The sequence below is a fragment of the Gryllotalpicola ginsengisoli DSM 22003 genome, assembly GCF_000419445.1.
In the GTDB taxonomy this organism is placed as follows: domain Bacteria; phylum Actinomycetota; class Actinomycetes; order Actinomycetales; family Microbacteriaceae; genus Gryllotalpicola; species Gryllotalpicola ginsengisoli.
The window spans coordinates 593,838-611,599 of the sequence record NZ_AULK01000001.1; the positions used below are offsets into that span (position 1 = coordinate 593,838).

The window sequence follows — 17,762 nt, forward strand, 5'->3', positions numbered from 1 at the left end:
CTCCAGTCTACCCGGCGGCGTGCGCGTCCCCCCGCCGGGCCAGGAGCGGCGCGAGCAGCGACACGGGCGCGAACAGGGCGCGGGCACGGATGCCGCGGCCGCGCGACCTCTCGAGCGCGACGGCCACGCGGTCCGTCAGCTCGGCCAGCTCGTAGTGGCGGGCCCAGGGCTGCGGCGGTCCGTACTCTCCTTCCTCGACCAGCTCGAGCAGGGCGTCGAGGTCGGCCCGCTCCCCGGCGCCCGGATGCCACTCGGCGGCAAGCCGCGCGGCGAAGGCGCGCGGCGTCTCGGTGGCCGAGACCGCGTAGCCGAGGTCTCTGGCCGTGTCGCGCAGCTCCGCCCAGGCGAGGGCGGGCGGCCCGCCCTGCTCGCGCAGCCTGCGCAGCCGCGATCCGCGCAGCCCGCGGCGGGCACCGAAGGGGGTGAGCAGCAGCGCGACGGCGATCAGCCCGCCGAGCAGTGCCGGTCCCGGGTTCTGCGCCGCGACCGCGGTCGTGGTCTGCTGCTCCGACTGGTCGGCCGGGAGCGTCGCCTGTGCGGAGGAGCTGGCGCTCGGGGCCGCCGCGGCCTCGCTCGGCTCTGAGCTCGGCGACGTCGGGTCGGCGGTGGGGATGGTGTAGGCCGGCAGGCTGCCGCGGGTCACGGTCGGCTCGAAGGCGAGCCATCCGATGCCCGGGAAGTACAGCTGCGGCCAGGCGTGCAGGTCGCTCGAGTCGACCGCGTACGTCGTCTTGTCGCCGTCAACCGAGACGGCCGAACCCGGCAGGTAGCCGATCGCGATGCGGCTCGGGATGCCGAGCACGCGCGCGAGCACGGCCATCGCCGAGGCGAAGTGCACGCAGTACCCCTCCTTCTGCGTGAGGAACGCCGCGACGACGTCGAGGCTCGAGCCGTCCTGCGAATCCGGGGTGTCGGTGGAGTAGGTGAAGCCGTTGACGGCCGACTGGAAGTAGTCCTGCAGGGCGAGTGCCAGCGCGAACTCGCTGCTGCCGTCGGCGCTCTGCGCCACCTGCCGTGCGGTGCGGGTGATGATGTCGGGCACCTGATCCGGCAGGTACAGGTCGCGCTGCACGTCGAAGGGGAGCTTGCCGGCGGCGGCCATGCTGGTGGCGGCGAGCTGCTTGGTCGTCGGTTCGACGTCCAGGCTCGTGACGCTGTACTCCTCGCCGCGCAGGTTCGGCGAGCGGCTGGTCAGGGTCAGGTCCTCGCTCGACCAGGACAGGCCGCTGCCGCCGGAGACGCGCTGGGCCGGGTACGGCGCGGGCAGCCAGTAGCTGACCAGGTTCTGCACCTGCACCTCGGTCGTGAAGCTGTCGGCGGGGACGTCCGCGTCGCCGTCGAGCCCGGGAGGGTCGGAGTTCACGCGCGTGCCGCCGACCAGCGGCTGCTGCTGCTGCGACGAGTGCCGCCAGATGGTGCCGTTGAACGAGTCGAGCGTGGTCAGCTGCAGGTACGTGGGCAGCTTCGCGTCGGTCGTGTACTGCAGCACGGGCACCGTGACCGGACGCCGCAGGTCCTGCGCGAGGTCGACGAGCGGGTTGACCGAACTGCCGAGCGACACGGGCCCGACCGCGTCGGTGGCGCGACCGACGCGGTCGAAGCCCGGCGCGGTGGTCGCGACGACGAGGGCGACGACGATGCTGGCCGCGCCGATCGACAGTGCGACGGCGCCGCCGCCCCGGGAGCCGAACCGCAGCCGGCCGTCGGCCCGCAACACCGCGAAATAGGCGACGGCGCAGGCCGTCAGCGCCCAGAACGACAGCCCGTCGGTCTGCAGCACCGCCGGCACGACGAGCACGGCCAGCACCGCGAGCGCCGTCAGCGCAGGCAGCCGCAACCACACCGCGACGACGTCGAGCAGCAGGGCGAACACTCCCCCGAACACGACCACGAGGAAGATCAGCTCGGGCAGCGGCTGCGCGGGCACGCCCTGATGCACGACCGCGGCCTGCGCCTGCTGCGCGAGCAGCGCGACGTGCTGCACCGACTTCGGCGTGGGGATCACCCCGAGCAGCGCGTGGCCGCCGCCGTAGAGCAGGTCGACGAGCGCGACCAGGACGGCGAGGTCGATGACGGATGCCGCCCACCGCGGCACCCCGGCCGACCGCAGCGCAGCGGGCACCGCCAGCATCAGCGCCGCCGTCGACAGCAGCGCCCACCACCAGCCGGCCCCCTGGATCAGCCCGATGATCGACACCGAGGTCGCCGCGACGAGCAGCAGCAGCGCGCCCGCGAGCGGCCACGCCCCGCGGGCGACGCGGGTGACGGCGGAGCGGCGGCGGTCAAACACGGCCGGTCGTCCCGTCCAGCCGCAGCGAACGACGGGCCTGGTGTGCCGCCGTCGCCGCGGACCATGCGCCCCGGGCATCCGTGCGCCCGTCGATGTCGACGCACAGCCAGCCGGCCGCCTCGAGCGCGGGCCTGGCCGCTTGCGCCTCGGGGGTGGCGAGGAACGCGACCGCGGGGTCGGCCGCCGCAACGATCGCGGCGGGCTCGGCCCACTCCGCAGGACCGGGCCCGTCGACCAGGATCAGGAACACGGGAGTGCCGGTGCTGCTGCGCCGCACGGCGGCGGTGAGCAGACCGACGTGATCGGCCGTCGCCTCGGCGACCTGGTCGAGGCCGGAGAGCTGGCCGATCAGGGCGCGGTCGCCGCCGGGCTGCTCGTAGCTGCCCGACAGCTGCCGCTCCCCCGTCTCGATCACGCCGACGAGATAGCCGAGGCGCAGCAGGTGCACCGCGATCGACGCCGCGAGCTCCACGGCCCGCTCGAACGGCTCCCCGGGCTGCCGCGCGGTCAGGGCCAGGTCGAGCAGCCCCCGCTCCCGCACCGTGTCGAGCGCGATCCACGCCTGCGGGTTGCTGCGCTGCTCCTCCTGGCGCACCATCAGCCGGTCCTGCCGGGCCGTGGCCCGCCAGTGCACGCGGCGCAACGGGTCGCCGGCGCGATAGTCGCGGGCGATCACCTCGTCGGCGCTCGGGATGGAGTGCCGCACCAGTTCGTGCTCGGCGCCCTCACCCCTGGCCTCGTCCGGGCCGCCGGGCTCGAGCGCGAAGACGCGAGGGGTGACCGTGAGCGCGCGCGGGTCGCCCACGGCGTAGCCGGTCTGGGCCAGGCCGAAAGGGTCGGTGCGCACCACCTGCATGGGTCCGAGCAGATAGCGGCCGCGACGACGGGTGCGGGCGGCGTACCGCAGCACCGCCGTGTCGGAGCGGCCGCCGCGCCCCGCGCTGCGGCCGGCCAGCGAGGGCAGCGAGCGTTCAGGACCCTGCGCGATCTCCGCCGGCACGCGGTCGACCCAGCGCAGCGCCGGCGTCGGCCGCGCCGACTGGTTGCGCACCTCGAGCCGCACCTGCGTCTCGTCCCCGGCCGCCACCACGTCGGGGGCGTAGCTGCGGTGCACGGTCAGCCAGGGGCGGTCGAGGGCGATCGCGATCATGGCAGCGAGCGGGGCGACGGTGAGCAGCACCCCGGCGAACAGCAGGTCGACCCGGGCGAACCACCCGGCGAGGAAGAGCATGCCGAGGCCGCAGATCCCCACGGCCCAACCGCGCAGGGTGGGGATCGGGCCGCGCACCTGGTGCTCCTGTCTCTTCGGCGTCTCAGCGGGCGGATGGGACGGGCGTCGTCTCGACGATGCGCGTCACGATCTCCCCCAGCAGGTCGGCGCTCTCGTGCTGCCTGCCGAGCGCCCGGCTCGTGGGCAGCAGGCGGTGGGCGAGCACGGGCACCGCGAGCGCGTCGATGTCGTCGGGCAGCACGAACTCGCGGCCGGCGATCGCCGCCCGGGCCTTGGCCGCACGCACGAGCTGCAGGGTCGCCCGGGGGCTCGCCCCGAGCCGGATGTCGGCGTCCTCCCGCGTTGCCCGGGCGATCGCCACCGCGTACTGCTTCACGGCGGGGGACGCGAACACGTGCCGCACCCCTTCCATCATCTCGAGCAGCGTGGGCACGTCGATCACCGGCTCGAGCGCCTCGAGCGGATTCACCGTGTCGCGCGCGCCGAGCATCTCGAGCTCGCTGCCGGCATCGGGGTAGCCCATCGCGATGCGGGCCATGAAGCGGTCGCGCTGCGCCTCGGGAAGGGCGTAGGTGCCCTCCATCTCGATCGGGTTCTGCGTCGCCACCACGATGAACGGCCGCATCAGCTCGTAAGTGCCGCCGTCGACGGACACCTGACGCTCCTCCATGCACTCCAGCAGCGCCGACTGGGTCTTGGGGCTCGCCCGGTTGATCTCGTCGCCGATGACGATGTTCGCGAACACGGCGCCGGGCTTGAACTCGAACTGCCGACTGGCCTGGTTGAAGACCGACACGCCCGTCACGTCCGACGGCAGCAGGTCGGGGGTGAACTGGATGCGGCTCACGGATACGGCGATCGCCTTGGCGAGGCTGCGGGCGAGCATCGTCTTGCCCACCCCGGGCACGTCTTCGATGAGCAGGTGCCCCTCGGCCAGCAGCACCGTGAGCGCCGTCACGACCTGGTCGTGCTTGCCGTCGATGACCCGCTCGACGCTGTCGATCACCGAGCCGGCCAGCCGGCTCAGCTCGGACAGCTCGATGCGCTCGGCGGGGGCGTCCGCCGTGCTGACGCTGGGGATGCTGGTCATGGCTGCTGTCGCACCTGGCCGAGGACGGCGGACGGGACGTATGGGCTGACATCGCCGCCGAGGGCGAGCACCTGCCGCACCAGGGAGCTGGAGACCTGGGCGTTCTGCGGGCGCGGAAGCACGAAGACCGTGTCCACCCCGGCAAGGTGCTCGTTGACGATCGCCATGGGAGTTTCGTAGACGAGATCGGTGTGGGACCGCAATCCCTTGACGAGCGCGCTCGCGCCCACGCGGGTGCAGTAGTCGGCGAGCAGGCCGCCGCCCATCGTGCCGACCGTGATCGAGTCGGGCAACCCGGCCTCCGCCACCGCCTTCTCGATCACCTGCGCCCGCACCTCGGGCGGAAACAGCCCGGACGGCTTGTCGGGGTTGTGCACGACGAGCACGTGCACCCGGTCGAAGAGCCGCGCCGCGCGCTCGATGACGTCGAGGTGCCCCAGGGTGACCGGGTCGAAGGAGCCGGGGACGACGGCGATCCTGCTCATAGGTCTCCTACGATAGCCGCGCGGTCCGGATGCCGAGCAGCACTCAGCCTTTCGACAGGAACTGCCGCTCCTGCTCGTCGAGCCGCCGCTCGAGCGCGCGGCGCAGGGCGGGGTGGGCGGCGAGCGTTGGGTCGGCGTCGACCACGGATGCCGCATCCGACCGCGCCTGCCCGATCAGCTCCCCGTCCGTCGCCACGCGCAGCAGCCGCAGCGAGGACCGGCCGCCCGACTGCCGGGCACCGAGCACATCGCCTTCCCGGCGCAGCTCGAGGTCGATCTGGGCGAGCTCGAAGCCGTCGAGCGTGCCGGCGACCGCCTCGACCCGGTCCCGGGCGAAGGAGTCGCGCGGCGCCCGCGTGACCAGCAGGCATAGTCCCGGCTCGCCGCCCCGGCCGACCCGCCCGCGCAGCTGGTGCAGCTGCGAGACGCCGAACAGCTCGGCGTCGAGCACGATCATGACCGACGCGTTCGGCACGTCGACGCCGACCTCGATCACCGTGGTCGCCACGAGCAGGTCGAGCTCGCGGCGGCCGAAGGCGCCCATGGCGGCGTCTTTCTCCTCCGAGCTCATGCGGCCGTGCAGCATGCCGATGCGCACCCCGTCGAGCACCGGGTTGCGGCTCAGGCTCTCGTAGAGCTCGACCACGTTCGCGCGCGGCGGGCGGGATGCGGCATCCGTCGCCTCGTCGTCGACGTCGTCGCCCTCCTCGATGTCTTTCGCGCTGATCGCCGGGCACACGACGAACACCTGCCGGCCGGCCGCGATCTCCTCGCGGGCGCGGCGCCAGACGTTGTTGATCCAGTCGGGCCGCTCGGCGAGCGGCACGACGAAGGTGTCGATGCCCTGCCGGCCCGCCGGCAGCTGGGTGATCGTCGAGATGTCGAGGTCGCCGAAGACCGTCATCGCGACGGTGCGCGGGATGGGCGTGGCGGTCATCACGAGCAGGTGCGGCGGCGTCTTGCCCTTGGCCCGCAGCGTCTCGCGCTGCTCCACCCCGAAGCGGTGCTGCTCGTCGACGACGACGAGGCCGAGATCGAAGAACTCGACCCGGTCGGAGAGCAGCGCATGCGTGCCGACGACGATCTTCGCCTGGCCGCTGACGATGCGCAGCATCGCCTTCCGCCGCTCGGCGGCGCTCAACTGGCCGGTGAGCAGGGTGGGCATCAGCTCGGCCGACAGCTCGGGGCCCAGCGTGCGCACGATCGAGCGCAGGTGCTGGGCGGCGAGCACCTCGGTCGGGGCCAGCAGCGCGGACTGGCCGCCCGAGTCGGCGACCGCGGCCATGGCGCGCACGGCGACGAGGGTCTTGCCGCTGCCGACCTCGCCCTGCACGAGCCGGTTCATGGGCGTCTCGCGGGCCAGGTCGAAGGCGATCTCGGCCCCGACCAGGCTCTGGTCGGCGGTCAGCTCGAAGGGCAGCTCGGCGTCGAGGCGGTCGGCGTAGCCGCCGTCGGCCGCCCGCCGCGGGATGGTGTGCGACTGCGCGCTCAGCGCCTTCTGCTGCAGCAGTGCGGCCTGCAGCACGAACGCCTCGTGGTAGCGCAGCGTGTCGCGCGCGCGCCGCCAGTCGTTGTCGACGGCGGGGCGGTGCAGCTTCTCGAGCGCCTCGGCGTAGGGCAGCAGGCCGTGCGCGGCACGCACGTCTTCCGGAATCGGGTCGTCGCCCTCGTCGAGCTCGAGCACGTCGAGCGCGTGGGCGATCGAGTCGGCCACCTTCCAGGTCGGCACCGAGGCGGTGGCCGGGTAGATCGGCAGCGGCTGCTGCGCCCAGCGCTTGGCGCGCTCCACGTCCACCGCGGGGTCGGGAACGTCGTCGTCGCCGTCGCCGAAGATGCGGATCTCGGGGTGGGTGAGCTGCATCTCGCCGCGGAAGCGGGTGACCTTGCCCGAGAACATGCCCCGCGCGCCGCGCGGCAGCGCCTCCACCCGCCACGGCTGGTTGAAGAAGGTTGCCGACATCTCGCTCCTGCCGTCGCCGATGACGACCGTCTGCACGCTGCCGCGCCGGTTCTTGAAACCGCGGCTGCTGACCGAGACGACGGTGCCGACGATCGTCACCACCTCGCCCTCGGGCACCGAGTCGAGGGGCGTCGGCTCGCCGCGATGGGCGTAGCGCCGGGGATAGATGCCGAGCAGGTCGGCCACCGTCTCGACCCCCAAGGCCCGGTGCAGCATCGCGGCCGTGCGCCCGCCCACCGCGCCGCTGAGCTTGGAGTCGAGGCCGACCATGAGGCGAGTCTAGAACAGAGGTACGACGCGGCCGGGGAGGCTCCGCTAGCGTGTGGAGGGTGACGAGGATCATCGCGGGCGCCGCCGGGCGCGTGGCCCTCGCGGTGCCGAAGGCGGGCACCCGCCCCACCAGCGACCGGGTGCGCGAGGCGCTGTTCTCCACGCTCGAGGCGCGCGACGCGCTGCGCGGCGCGCGGGTGCTTGACCTGTACGCGGGCTCCGGCGCGCTAGGGCTCGAGGCCGCGAGCCGCGGCGCTGCATCCGTCGTGCTCGTGGAGAAGAACCCGGCCGCCGCCCGCGTCGCGAAGACGAACGCGGGGCTCGTGGCGCGGGCGTTCGGGCGATCGGATGCCCCTCAGATCGCCCTGCGCACCACCCCCGTGCGCTCCTACTTCGGCTCCGCCGCCGGCCCCTTCGACCTGGTGTTCAGCGACCCGCCGTACGAGCTCGGCGAGAGCGACGTCGCCGCCGACCTCGCCGCGCTCGCACCCCTGCTCGCCCCCGGGGCCCTCGTCGTCGTGGAGCGCTCCGCGCGCTCCCCCGAACCCGCATGGCCGGCCGGGCTCGTGCCGGAGCGCGTGAAGGGCTACGGCGAGACCGCGCTCTGGTTCGCCGTGCACGACTGACACCGGCGAATTCTCGAGACGGTCAGCTAAGACGCCCGTCCCACTGCGCGTAGGGGTCCCACCCGCCTCGCTCGCCGAACTCGGCGCCGTCGACGAGCAGCCGCGGCGCCCCCTGCGGCTCGCGGACGGAGCCGATGGCCCGGAAGCCGGCCGGCAGTGCCGCAGCCCGCGGGAACGTCGCCAGCAGCGCGTGGTCCTCGCCGCCCGTGAGCGCCTCATATGCCGCTTCGGGCATGTCACCGAGCGCGCGGGCGTCGAAGTCGACGTCGACGCCGGATGCCCGCGCGAGCCGCCGCGCGTCGAGCGCCAGCCCGTCGCTCAGGTCGAGCATGGCGCTCGCACCCGCCTGCGCGGCCAGCGGGCCCAGCGCGATCGGCGGCATCGGCTGCAACTGCCGCGACACGGCGTGCCGGTCGGCCTCGCGCGCCGCCTCGAGCCCGCGCTCGAACAGCAGGCGCAGGCCGCGCGCGGCCACCCCGAGCTCGCCGGCGACCGCCACCACGTCCCCGGCGCGAGCGCCCGAGCGCGTCACCGGCGCACGCCCCTCGAGGTCTCCGAAGGCGGTGACCGCGATCGTGAACACCTCAGAGGCCGACAGGTCGCCCCCGACCACGCCGCAGCCGGGAGCGAGCGCGCCGCAGGCGTAGCGCAGGCCGTCGGCGACGCCCTCCAGCACGGCGACGGGCGTGCTCTGCGGGGCCGCCAGCGCGACCACCAGCGCGGTCGGCCGGGCGCCCATCGCGGCCACGTCGGAGAGGTTGGTCGCCGCCGCCTTCCAGCCGAGGTCGACGGGCGAGCTGAACTCCCAGCGGAAGTCGGGACCGTGCACCAGCAGATCGGTGGTCACGACATAGCGGCCGTCCGGCGCGGAGAGCACCGCCGCGTCGTCGCCGGGGCCGAGCAGCGCGGCATCCGTCGCCGGAAGCCTCGGGAAGATGCGGGCGAGCACCGCCTCCTCCCCCACCTCGGCGACGGTCGGGCGCTCAGCTTCTGCCATGCGCTCCACGCTAGCGTTGAGCCGAGATGTCCCGCTCCCGCCGCCTCCTGCCCGCCGCCGCCGCGGCCGTGGCCTTCACCGCGGCGCTGGCCGGATGCACTCCCACCGTGGCGATGACGGCGGCGAAGGACGCGAACAACCCGAAGTGCGCGAACGTGATCGTGCGCCTGCCCGACACCGTCGACGGCAAGAAGCGGGACTGGACCAACGCGCAGTCCACGGGGGCGTGGGGCGATCCGGTCGTGGTGCAGCTGCGCTGCGGCGTCACCCCCCTCGGGCCCACCACCAAGCAGTGCGTCACCGTGAACGACATCGACTGGGTGCTGCTGAACGACCCCGACGACAAGGTGCTCAGCTACGTCACCTACGGCCGCACGCCGGCCGTCGAGGTCGACATCCAGCACGGATCCGGCGGCGCGAGCGACGCGGCGGTGCTGCCCGACCTGGCAGACGCGGTCGCCGAGATCCCGCAGTCGGCGCAGCACAGCTGCGTGGACTCGAGCGGCCAGACCGGCTGAACGGGGCCACCCGGCTAAGCGGGCCCGCCCGCCTGAGCGGTCCGGCTCAGTCCCGCCCGCGCCCGTCGAGCGCGAGGGTGACCAGTTCGTCGATCAGCGCCGGGTAGGGCAGCCCGGAGGCCTCCCAGCACTTCGGGTACATCGAGATCGGCGTGAAGCCGGGCATGGTGTTGATCTCGTTGATCACCCAGCCGGCCTCGGTCAGGAAGAAGTCGACGCGCGACAGGCCCGCGGCGCCGATCGCGTCGAAGGCGCGCACCGCGAGCGACTGCATCTCGGCCAGCTCCGCCTCGGTGAGGGGCGCCGGGCAGACCAGCTCGACGCCGGCCCCGCCGAGGTACTTGCCCTCGAAGTCGTAGAAGTCGCGGCCGGTCACCACGACCTCGCCGGCGACGGATGCCCGGGCCGGCTGCCCCGCGCGGCCGCCGAGCACCGCGATCTCGATCTCCCGCCCGACGACGCCCGGCTCGATGAGCGCCTTGGTGTCTTCGGCGAGGGCGGTCTCGACGGCGGCGGCGAGCTGCGAGGCATCCGTCGCCTTGGCCACGCCGACGCTCGAGCCCGCCCGGGCCGGCTTGACGAACACGGGGTAGCCGAGCGCGGCCGCCGCCTCGCGCACCGATCCCGGGTCGCCGCGCCACTGCTCGCGGGTGATCGTCGCCCACGGGGCGACCGTGAGCCCGGACTGGGCGAAGACCGTCTTCATGAAGTGCTTGTCCATGCCGAGCGCGCCGGCGAGCACACCGGAGCCGACGTAGGGCAGGTCGACCAGGTCGAGCATGCCCTGCACCGTGCCGTCCTCACCCCAGGGCCCGTGCAGGATCGGGAAGACCACATCGACGGGCACGTGGCGGCGCAGCCCGGAGGCATCCGTGACGGCCAGCGCGTGACTCGTCGCGTCTTCCGGCCACTCGACGCGGGTGCCGTTCGGCAGGATCTCCGGCATCGCCGCCGGGTCCATCGCGTAGTCGGCCGGGTCGCCGGAGGCGAGCACGTAGGCGCCGTCGCGGGTGATCCCGACAGGGATCACGTCGTATTTGTCGGGGTCAAGCGCCCCGAGCACTCCCCCCGCCGTCGCGCAGGACACCGAATGCTCGCTGGAGCGCCCGCCGAAGAGGAGAGCGAGTGCGAGCTTGCGAGTCATCGGTGGTCCTTTCGCCCTGGGGCTCGTCGTCGGTGGTGAGGTGCGGCGCGATGTCCTTCGGCTCGAGCGTACCGGCGAGCACCTGGTGCACCTGCTCGACGATGGGCATGTCGACGCCGCGCGCCCGCGCGAGGGCCAGCACCGGCGCCACCGACGCCAGGCCTTCGGCCGTCTGGTCCATCTGCTTGACCACCTCGTGCAGCGCGTAGCCCTGTCCGAGCAGCCGGCCGGCCGTGTTGTTGCGCGACAGCGGCGACTGGCAGGTGGCGATGAGGTCGCCGAGGCCGGCGAGGCCGGAGAGCGTCTCGGGCTGCGCGCCGTACGCGACGGCGAAGTCGGTCATCTCGACCAGTCCGCGGGTGATGATCGACGCCTTCGTGTTCTCCCCGTAGCCGACGCCGTCGACGATGCCGATGGCGACGGCGATGAGGTTCTTCAGCACTCCGCCGAACTCCGTGCCCACGACATCCGTGTTGACGAAGCTGCGGAAATAGCGGTTGGTCGCCACGCTCGCGACCGCCTGCGCGGTCTCCAGGCTCTCCGAGGACACGACGGCCGCGGTCGGCTGCTCCTTCGCGATCTCGAGGGCGAGGTTCGGGCCGGATGCGACGGCGATGCGCTCGGGTCCGAGCTGCAGCACCTCGGCGATCACCTCGCTCATGCGCAGGTTCGTGGACCGCTCGACGCCCTTCATCAGGCTGACCACCGGAACGTCCGGCGGCAGCATCGGGCGCAGCACCGCCAGGTTGTCGCGCAACGCCTGGCTCGGCACCGCCAGGTACAGCTGCTCGACACCCCTGACGGCGTCCTTCAGGCTGCTGGTGGCCGTGATCGTGCGCGGCAGGTTGATGCCGGGCAGGTACTTGGTGTTGCGGTGCGTCTCGCGGATCTCGCGGGCGATCTCGGGGCGCCTGGCCCACATCGTGACCTGCGCGCCGCCGTCGGCGAGGACCTTCGCGAAGGCGGTGCCCCAGTTGCCCGAGCCGAGCACCGCCACGCGCCGCGTCCGCTTCGGCGGGGTCTTAGGACTCAAAGCGGCCGGTCTCCTTCTGGCCCTGCTCCACGGGGTCCCACCGGCCGGCGGGCGCCTTCTGCCCGCGCAGCTCCTCGAGCTGGGCGGTGATGGCGGCCATGATCTTCTCCGTGGCCTCGGCGAGCACGTGCTGGTCGATCGGCCGGCCCTCGAACTCGGAGAGGTCGACGGGCTCGCCCACGGAGAAGTCGATCGTCTTGCGCGGGAACAGGCTGACCTTCTTGGCGTAGCGGCCCATCAGCTGCTGCGTGCCCCAGTGCGCGACGGGGATCACGGGGATGTGCTGCTCGAGGGCGATGCGCGCCGCGCCGGTCTTGCCGCGCATCGGCCACATGTCGGGCTCGCGGGTGAGGGTGCCCTCGGGGTAGACGACGACGATCCCCTGCTTCTCGACCAGTTCGTGGGCCGCGGCGAGCGGCGACGCCGCACCGGCGGCCGTGCCGGTGCGCTCGACCGGGATCTGGCCGCTGCGGCGCAGGAACCATCCGACCACCGGGATCTTGAACAGGCTCGCCTTCGCCAGGAAGCGCGGCTGCCGGCCCGCGCGGAACAGCATCATCCCGACGATCACGGGATCGATCTCGCTGTAGTGATTCGGCGCGATCACATACGCGCCGCGCGCCGGGATGCGCTCGGGGTGGGCGACCCGGAACTTGACGCTGCCGCCGAGCAGGCCGAAGCACACGAGCGCCATCAGCCAGAAGATCGACGGCCGATGGGTCTCCTTCAGCGCCACCCGCGCCTCACCCTTCGATCACGAAGTCCGCGCCGAGCTGGCGCAGCTTCGTGATGAAGTTCTCGTAGCCGCGCGCGATGATGCCCACGTTGCTGACCGTCGAGCGGCCCTGCGCGCTGAGCGCCGCGATGAGGTGGCTGAATCCGCCGCGCAGGTCGGGCACGACCACGTCGGCCGCCTTCAGCTCGGTCGGGCCGACGATCACGGCGGAGTGGTTGAAGTTGCGCTGGCCGAAGCGGCACTCGGCGCCGCCGAGGCACTCGCGGTGGATCTGGATCTGGGCGCCCATGTCGACGAGCGCGTCGGTGAAGCCGAAGCGCTGCTCGTAGACCGTCTCGTGCACGATCGACACGCCTTCCGCCTTGGTCAGCGCGACCACGAGCGGCTGCTGCCAGTCGGTCATGAAGCCCGGGTGCACATCCGTCTCGATGATGACCGGCTTGAGCTTGCCGCCCGGGTGGTAGAAGCGGATGCCGTCGTCCTGGATCTCGAACGCGCCGCCGACCTTGCGGAACACGTTGAGGAAGGTGAGCATCTCCGACTGGCGAGCCCCGCCGACGAAGATGTCGCCCTCGGTGGCCAGCGCCGCGGCCGCCCAGCTGGCCGCCTCGTTGCGGTCGAAGAGGGCGGTGTGGCTGTATCCGTCGAGCCGGTCGACGCCCTCGATGCGGATGACGCGGTCGGTGTCGACCGAGATGATGGCGCCCATCTTCTGCAGGATGTTGATCAGGTCCATGATCTCGGGCTCGACGGCGGCGCCGCGCAGCTCGGTCGTGCCCTTGGCGCGCACGGCGGTGAGCAGCACCTGCTCGGTCGCGCCGACGCTCGGGTAGGGCAGCTCGATCTTCGCGCCCTTGAGCCCGTTCGGCGCGGTGAGGCGGATGCCGTTCGGCTGCTTGTCGACGACCGCGCCGAAGCGGCGCAGGCCCTCGAGGTGGAAGTCGATCGGCCGGTCGCCGATGCGGCAGCCGCCCAGGTCGGGGATGAACGCCTCGCCGAGCCGGTGCAGCAGCGGACCGCAGAACAGGATCGGGATGCGGCTGGAGCCCGCGTACGCGTCGATCTCGGCGAAGTGCGCGCTCTCGACGTTGGACGGGTCGAGGATCAGCGTGTCCTCGCCGACGTTCGTGACCTTCACCCCGTGCACCTCGAGCAGGCTGCGCACGATCCGCACGTCGCTGATGATCGGCACGCTGCGCAGCTCGCTCGGCGTCTCGCCGAGCAGCGAGGCGACCATCGCCTTGGTGACGAGGTTCTTCGCGCCCTTCAACTCGATGCGGCCCCGCAGGGGTCGTCCGCCGTTGATCGTGATCCGTTCGGCCGAGAGGCCGACGCTGGCGCCTGCCGCCTGCGCGTCTTCGAGGAGGGTGTTCACTTCGCTGGTACCTACTGGGCTTTCACTGGGAGGGTTCGGGGCCGCCAGCTTTCGCGGCGGGACTCGAATTCGGTGATCTGCGATTCGTTTCGCAACGTGAGGCCGATGTCGTCGAGGCCTTCCATCAGACGCCACCGAGTGTAATCGTCGATCTCGAAAGGAACGGCAATGCCCTCGGCGCGTACTTCGCGTGAAACGAGGTCGACGGTGAGTTCCATTCCCGGCTGCGCATCGATGGCCGCCCAGATGCGCTCGACGGCATCTTCGGGCACCACGGCGGTGAGCAGCCCCTGCTTGCCCGCGTTGCCGCGGAAGATGTCGCCGAAGCGCGGGCTGATCACAGCGGTGAAGCCGAAGTCCCGCAGCGCCCACACGGCGTGCTCGCGGGAGGAGCCGGTGCCGAAGTCGGGGCCGGCGACGAGGATCGTCGCGTTCTGGAACGCCGGCCGGTTCAGCACGAAGTCCGGGTCCTGCCGCCACGCGTGGAAGAGCGCGTCGTCGAAGCCCGTCTTGGTGACCCGCTTGAGGAACTGGGCGGGGATGATCTGATCGGTGTCGACGTTCGACCGCTTCAGCGGCGCGGCGACCCCAGTGAGCACGGAGATCTTCTGCATCAGGCACCCACCTTCACGTCCACGGGGCCGCGGCTCGCGGCATCCGTCTCAAGATCCCATGGGCTCGACAGCGTGCCCCTGATCGCCGTCGCGGCGGCGACCAGCGGCGAGACCAGGTGCGTGCGCCCGCCCTTGCCCTGCCGGCCCTCGAAGTTGCGGTTGCTGGTGGAGGCACAGCGCTCCCCCGGCGCGAGCTGGTCGGGGTTCATGCCGAGGCACATCGAACAGCCGGCGAAGCGCCACTCGGCTCCGAACTCCTGGAACACCTTGTCGAGACCCTCCGCCTCGGCCTGGATGCGCACCCGCGCCGACCCCGGCACGACCATGACGCGCACCCCGTCGGCCTTCTTGCGGCCTTCGATGACGGATGCGAAGGCGCGCAGGTCTTCGATGCGGCTGTTGGTGCACGAGCCCATGAACACGGCATCGATGCGGATGTCCTTCATCCGGGTGCCGGGCTCGAGGTCCATGTACGCGAGCGCGCGCTCGGCGGCGGCGCGCTCGTTGGGGTCGGCGATGGCCGCCGGGTCGGGTACGGCGTCGGAGAGGGAGACGCCCTGGCCCGGGTTGGTGCCCCAGGTCACGAACGGCTCGAGCGCGTCGGCGTCGATGTCGACCTCGGCGTCGAAGACGGCGCCCTCGTCGGTGGCGAGCGTCTTCCAGTACTCGACGGCGGCATCCCAGTCGGCGCCCTGCGGCGCGTGCGGGCGGCCCTTGAGATACGCGAAGGTGGTCTCGTCGGGGGCGACCATGCCGGCCCGCGCCCCGGCCTCGATCGACATGTTGCAGATCGTCATCCGGCCCTCCATGGAGAGCGAGCGGATGGCGCTGCCGCGGTACTCGAGCACGTAGCCCTGCCCGCCGCCGGTGCCGATCTTCGCGATCACGGCGAGGATGATGTCCTTCGCGGTGACGCCCGGCCGCAGCGTGCCCTCGACGTTGATCGCCATGGTCTTGAACGGCTTGAGCGGCAGCGTCTGCGTGGCCAGCACGTGCTCGACCTCGCTCGTGCCGATGCCGAACGCCATGGCGCCGAACGCGCCGTGCGTGGAGGTGTGCGAGTCGCCGCACACGACGGTGATGCCCGGCATGGTGAGCCCGAGCTGCGGCCCGACGACGTGCACGATGCCCTGCTCGAGGTCGCCGAGGGAGTGCAGGCGGATGCCGAACTCCTCGGCGTTGCGCCGCAGGGTCTCGATCTGCGTGCGGCTGGTGAGGTCGGCGATGGGGCGGTCGATGCCGACCGTGGGGGTGTTGTGGTCTTCGGTCGCGATCGTGAGGTCGGGCCGGCGCACGGGGCGGCCCGCCTGACGCAGGCCGTCGAAGGCCTGCGGGCTCGTGACCTCGTGCACCAGGTGCAGGTCGATGTAGATGAGGTCGGGTTCGCCGCCCTCGCCCTTCACGACGAGGTGGTCGGCCCAGACCTTCTCGGCGAGGGTGCGCGGTGCGGACGCGGTGGTATCGGTCATCGGTGCTCGAACTCCTATGCTTCGGATGGCTCAGCCCAACACGAGACTCCGCGACGGGGATGGCCTGATGAAACTAGGCCCCGTCGCGGCGGCTAAGGAGGAGCTGCACTACCGGCACGGTCCCGAGGCTATCACCCTCGCTCGCGGGCGCGCAGGCGGGCGAGGCTGGCGACGGTGGCGGCGGCCATGGTGACGATGATGACCCCGAGCGAGGTCCAGGTGGAGATCTCCGGCGCCCAATGGATGCCGTGGCCGCCGTTGATAAAGGGCACCTCGTTCTCGTGCATCGCGTGCAGCACGAGCTTGACGCCGATGAACGCGAGGATCACCGCGATGCCGTATTTGAGGTACTCGAGCTTCTCGAGCAGGTGGCCGAGCAGGAAGAACAGTTGCCGCAGGCCCATCAGGGCGAACACGTTCGCCGAGAAGACGAGGAACGGGCTCGTGGTGATGCCGAAGATGGCCGGGATCGAGTCGAGGGCGAAGAGGAGGTCGGTGGTGCCGAGCGAGATGAAGACGAGCACCATCGGCGTGAAGACCCGCCGGTCGGCGACCACGGTGTGCAGCCTGTTGCCGTCGTAGACGCCGCCGATGCGCAGGTGGTGGCGCAGCCAGGCCACCAGCGCGCTGTCCTTGCTCTCCTCCTGCTCGGCCTCCTTCTGCTCGCTCTCGGTCGCCTGCCGGATGGCCGTGTAGAGCAGGAACGCGCCGAACAGGTAGAAGATCCAGCTGAAGTTGGCGATCAGCGAGGCGCCGAGCACGATGAACACGCCGCGGAAGACGAGGGCGACGATGATGCCGACCATCAGCGCCTCCTGCTGGTACTTCGGCGGCACGGCGAAGCGCGCCATGATCAGCACGAAGACGAAGAGGTTGTCGACCGACAGGGAGTATTCGGTGAGCCAGCCGGCGATGAACTGCCCGGCGTGCTCGGGGCCGCCGACCGCCCACAGGGCGAGCGCGAACAGCAGGGCGAGGCCGACGTAGAAGCCGACCCACAGCCCGCTCTCCTTAGCGCTCGGCACGTGCGGGCGCAGATAGGCGAGGGTGAGGTCGGCGGCGAGGATCAGCACGAGGACGGCGTAGCTGGTCAGCTCGAACCAGAGGGGGAAGTCGAGATGCAACGGATGCCTTTCGGGGTCGCTGGGCGGCTCCGAAAGTCTCTCCCGCACCGCTCCTGCGATGCCCCGCGCCCGGGCCGAGCCGAGTCGGGCCGTGATGACGAGCGCGCTGTTGCGGGATACTCCCCTTCGCTGCCCCCAGCGTAGCCGACGTACCGGATGTCGGCGGCCGGGCCTACTCTTCGGGCATGGACGCGATGCAGGCGGCGGAGTCGTGACGGCGCGCGAGATCCGGCCGCTCGCGCCGCAGACCTGGGATGCCTTCGCGGCGCTCGTCGAGAAGCACAACGGCATCTTCGGCGGATGCTGGTGCTGCAGCTTCCACGGCGACACGCCGACCACGGTGAAGGCCGGACACGACGGGCGCACCCTGAAGCGTCTCTTCGTCGAGGAGGGCGCCGCGCATGCGGCGCTCGTGTTCGAGGGCGACGCGGCGATCGGCTGGGCGCAGTACGGCTCCCCCGCCGAGTTGCCGAACATCTACCACCGCAAGGAGTACGCGGCGAACGTCGTCGACCCCGCCCGGTACCGCATCACGTGCTTCTTCGTCGACCGGGACCACCGCCGGTCCGGCGTCGCACGGGACGCCCTGGCCGGCGTGCTGCAGCTGGTCGCGGCGGCGGGCGGCGGCTCGGTCGAGGGCTACCCGCAGAACGACCCGGAGAAGAAGATCTCGGCATCGTTCCTGTACAGCGGCACCCGGTCGATGTTCGAGGCCGAGGGATTCGAGTACGTTCGACCGCTCGGCACGAAGCGGCAGCTGATGCGGCGCGAGGTTGAGGCGCTCAGCCGGTAGCTCTCCC

Annotated in this window: 16 protein-coding genes; 3 read left to right on the forward strand and 13 right to left on the reverse strand. The window is 72.0% G+C overall.

Annotated features, from left to right (window positions below; genetic code table 11):
• Window positions 1-7 precede the first annotated feature (7 nt).
• From H563_RS18250 to H563_RS0102925, 5 genes are read right to left on the reverse strand one after another with little or no spacing between them, the layout of a single operon-like run.
• Complete coding sequence (locus tag H563_RS18250) at window positions 8-2,290, reverse strand: transglutaminase family protein (RefSeq protein ID WP_022881115.1); 2,283 nt, start codon at window positions 2,288-2,290, stop codon at window positions 8-10.
• Window positions 2,283-3,578, reverse strand: coding sequence for a DUF58 domain-containing protein (locus H563_RS14670; protein WP_022881116.1), 1,296 nt, complete (start codon window positions 3,576-3,578; stop codon window positions 2,283-2,285). The genes H563_RS18250 and H563_RS14670 overlap by 8 nt, the downstream gene beginning before the upstream one ends.
• Before the next feature lie 25 nt (window positions 3,579-3,603).
• A complete protein-coding gene (locus H563_RS0102915; RefSeq protein ID WP_022881117.1) occupies window positions 3,604-4,611 on the reverse strand; it encodes an AAA family ATPase in 1,008 nt (335 codons plus the stop codon).
• Window positions 4,608-5,096, reverse strand: a complete 489-nt coding sequence (coaD, locus tag H563_RS0102920; protein ID WP_022881118.1) for a pantetheine-phosphate adenylyltransferase — start codon at window positions 5,094-5,096, stop codon at window positions 4,608-4,610. Before coaD ends, H563_RS0102915 begins: the two co-directional genes overlap by 4 nt.
• Before the next feature lie 43 nt (window positions 5,097-5,139).
• Window positions 5,140-7,326 (reverse strand): ATP-dependent DNA helicase RecG, encoded by a 2,187-nt coding sequence (locus tag H563_RS0102925; RefSeq protein ID WP_022881119.1) that lies wholly within the window; start codon window positions 7,324-7,326, stop codon window positions 5,140-5,142.
• 59 nt (window positions 7,327-7,385) lie between these two features.
• Between H563_RS0102925 and rsmD the strand changes: the two genes are divergently transcribed.
• Window positions 7,386-7,952 (forward strand): 16S rRNA (guanine(966)-N(2))-methyltransferase RsmD, encoded by a 567-nt coding sequence (rsmD, locus tag H563_RS0102930; RefSeq protein WP_022881120.1) that lies wholly within the window; start codon window positions 7,386-7,388, stop codon window positions 7,950-7,952.
• A 22-nt stretch (window positions 7,953-7,974) separates the two neighbouring features.
• Here rsmD and H563_RS0102935 read toward each other — a convergent pair whose 3' ends face one another.
• Entirely contained in the window at window positions 7,975-8,949 is a 975-nt protein-coding gene (locus H563_RS0102935) for a thiamine-phosphate kinase (protein ID WP_027479034.1), read from the reverse strand.
• Between the two features lie 26 nt (window positions 8,950-8,975).
• On the opposite strand from H563_RS0102935, the gene H563_RS14675 reads away from it, so the two are divergent.
• Entirely contained in the window at window positions 8,976-9,467 is a 492-nt protein-coding gene (locus H563_RS14675; RefSeq protein WP_022881122.1) for a DUF3515 family protein, read from the forward strand.
• A 46-nt stretch (window positions 9,468-9,513) separates the two neighbouring features.
• Here the strand turns inward: H563_RS14675 and H563_RS0102945 are convergent, their stop codons facing one another.
• The 7 genes from H563_RS0102945 to H563_RS0102975 form a co-directional block, all read right to left on the reverse strand.
• On the reverse strand, window positions 9,514-10,611 hold the full coding sequence (locus H563_RS0102945) for a D-alanine--D-alanine ligase family protein (protein ID WP_033209228.1): 1,098 nt from the start codon (window positions 10,609-10,611) through the stop codon (window positions 9,514-9,516).
• Window positions 10,514-11,602 carry an NAD(P)H-dependent glycerol-3-phosphate dehydrogenase gene (locus H563_RS0102950; RefSeq protein ID WP_155865006.1) on the reverse strand — a complete coding sequence of 363 codons (1,089 nt, stop codon included), beginning with the start codon at window positions 11,600-11,602 and terminating at the stop codon, window positions 10,514-10,516. The genes H563_RS0102945 and H563_RS0102950 overlap by 98 nt, the downstream gene beginning before the upstream one ends.
• A gap of 31 nt (window positions 11,603-11,633) precedes the next feature.
• Window positions 11,634-12,338, reverse strand: a complete 705-nt coding sequence (locus H563_RS0102955; RefSeq protein WP_051142627.1) for a lysophospholipid acyltransferase family protein — start codon at window positions 12,336-12,338, stop codon at window positions 11,634-11,636.
• 49 nt (window positions 12,339-12,387) lie between these two features.
• Window positions 12,388-13,755 carry a UDP-N-acetylglucosamine 1-carboxyvinyltransferase gene (gene murA, locus H563_RS0102960; RefSeq protein ID WP_022881126.1) on the reverse strand — a complete coding sequence of 456 codons (1,368 nt, stop codon included), beginning with the start codon at window positions 13,753-13,755 and terminating at the stop codon, window positions 12,388-12,390.
• 11 nt (window positions 13,756-13,766) lie between these two features.
• Complete coding sequence (leuD, locus tag H563_RS0102965; protein ID WP_022881127.1) at window positions 13,767-14,369, reverse strand: 3-isopropylmalate dehydratase small subunit; 603 nt, start codon at window positions 14,367-14,369, stop codon at window positions 13,767-13,769.
• Window positions 14,369-15,838, reverse strand: a complete 1,470-nt coding sequence (gene leuC / locus H563_RS0102970) for a 3-isopropylmalate dehydratase large subunit (protein WP_022881128.1) — start codon at window positions 15,836-15,838, stop codon at window positions 14,369-14,371. The genes leuD and leuC overlap by 1 nt, the downstream gene beginning before the upstream one ends.
• 131 nt (window positions 15,839-15,969) lie before the next feature.
• A complete protein-coding gene (locus H563_RS0102975) occupies window positions 15,970-16,962 on the reverse strand; it encodes a TerC/Alx family metal homeostasis membrane protein (RefSeq protein WP_022881129.1) in 993 nt (330 codons plus the stop codon).
• Between the two features lie 211 nt (window positions 16,963-17,173).
• Between H563_RS0102975 and H563_RS0102980 the strand changes: the two genes are divergently transcribed.
• Window positions 17,174-17,755 (forward strand): GNAT family N-acetyltransferase, encoded by a 582-nt coding sequence (locus H563_RS0102980; protein ID WP_022881130.1) that lies wholly within the window; start codon window positions 17,174-17,176, stop codon window positions 17,753-17,755.
• Window positions 17,756-17,762 lie beyond the last annotated feature (7 nt).

What these genes read in the sequence shown, in the direction of transcription:
- H563_RS0102955 (WP_051142627.1), bottom strand. Translation starts at nt 12,338, where the DNA reads ATGGCGCTCGTGTGCTTCGGCCTGCTCGGCGGCAGCGTCAAGTTCCGG.
- leuD (WP_022881127.1), bottom strand. Translation starts at nt 14,369, where the DNA reads ATGCAGAAGATCTCCGTGCTCACTGGGGTCGCCGCGCCGCTGAAGCGG.
- H563_RS0102945 (WP_033209228.1), bottom strand. Translation starts at nt 10,611, where the DNA reads ATGACTCGCAAGCTCGCACTCGCTCTCCTCTTCGGCGGGCGCTCCAGC.
- leuC (WP_022881128.1), bottom strand. Translation starts at nt 15,838, where the DNA reads ATGACCGATACCACCGCGTCCGCACCGCGCACCCTCGCCGAGAAGGTC.
- H563_RS0102935 (WP_027479034.1), bottom strand. Translation starts at nt 8,949, where the DNA reads ATGGCAGAAGCTGAGCGCCCGACCGTCGCCGAGGTGGGGGAGGAGGCG.
- coaD (WP_022881118.1), bottom strand. Translation starts at nt 5,096, where the DNA reads ATGAGCAGGATCGCCGTCGTCCCCGGCTCCTTCGACCCGGTCACCCTG.
- H563_RS0102915 (WP_022881117.1), bottom strand. Translation starts at nt 4,611, where the DNA reads ATGACCAGCATCCCCAGCGTCAGCACGGCGGACGCCCCCGCCGAGCGC.
- H563_RS0102925 (WP_022881119.1), bottom strand. Translation starts at nt 7,326, where the DNA reads ATGGTCGGCCTCGACTCCAAGCTCAGCGGCGCGGTGGGCGGGCGCACG.
- H563_RS14675 (WP_022881122.1), top strand. Translation starts at nt 8,976, where the DNA reads ATGTCCCGCTCCCGCCGCCTCCTGCCCGCCGCCGCCGCGGCCGTGGCC.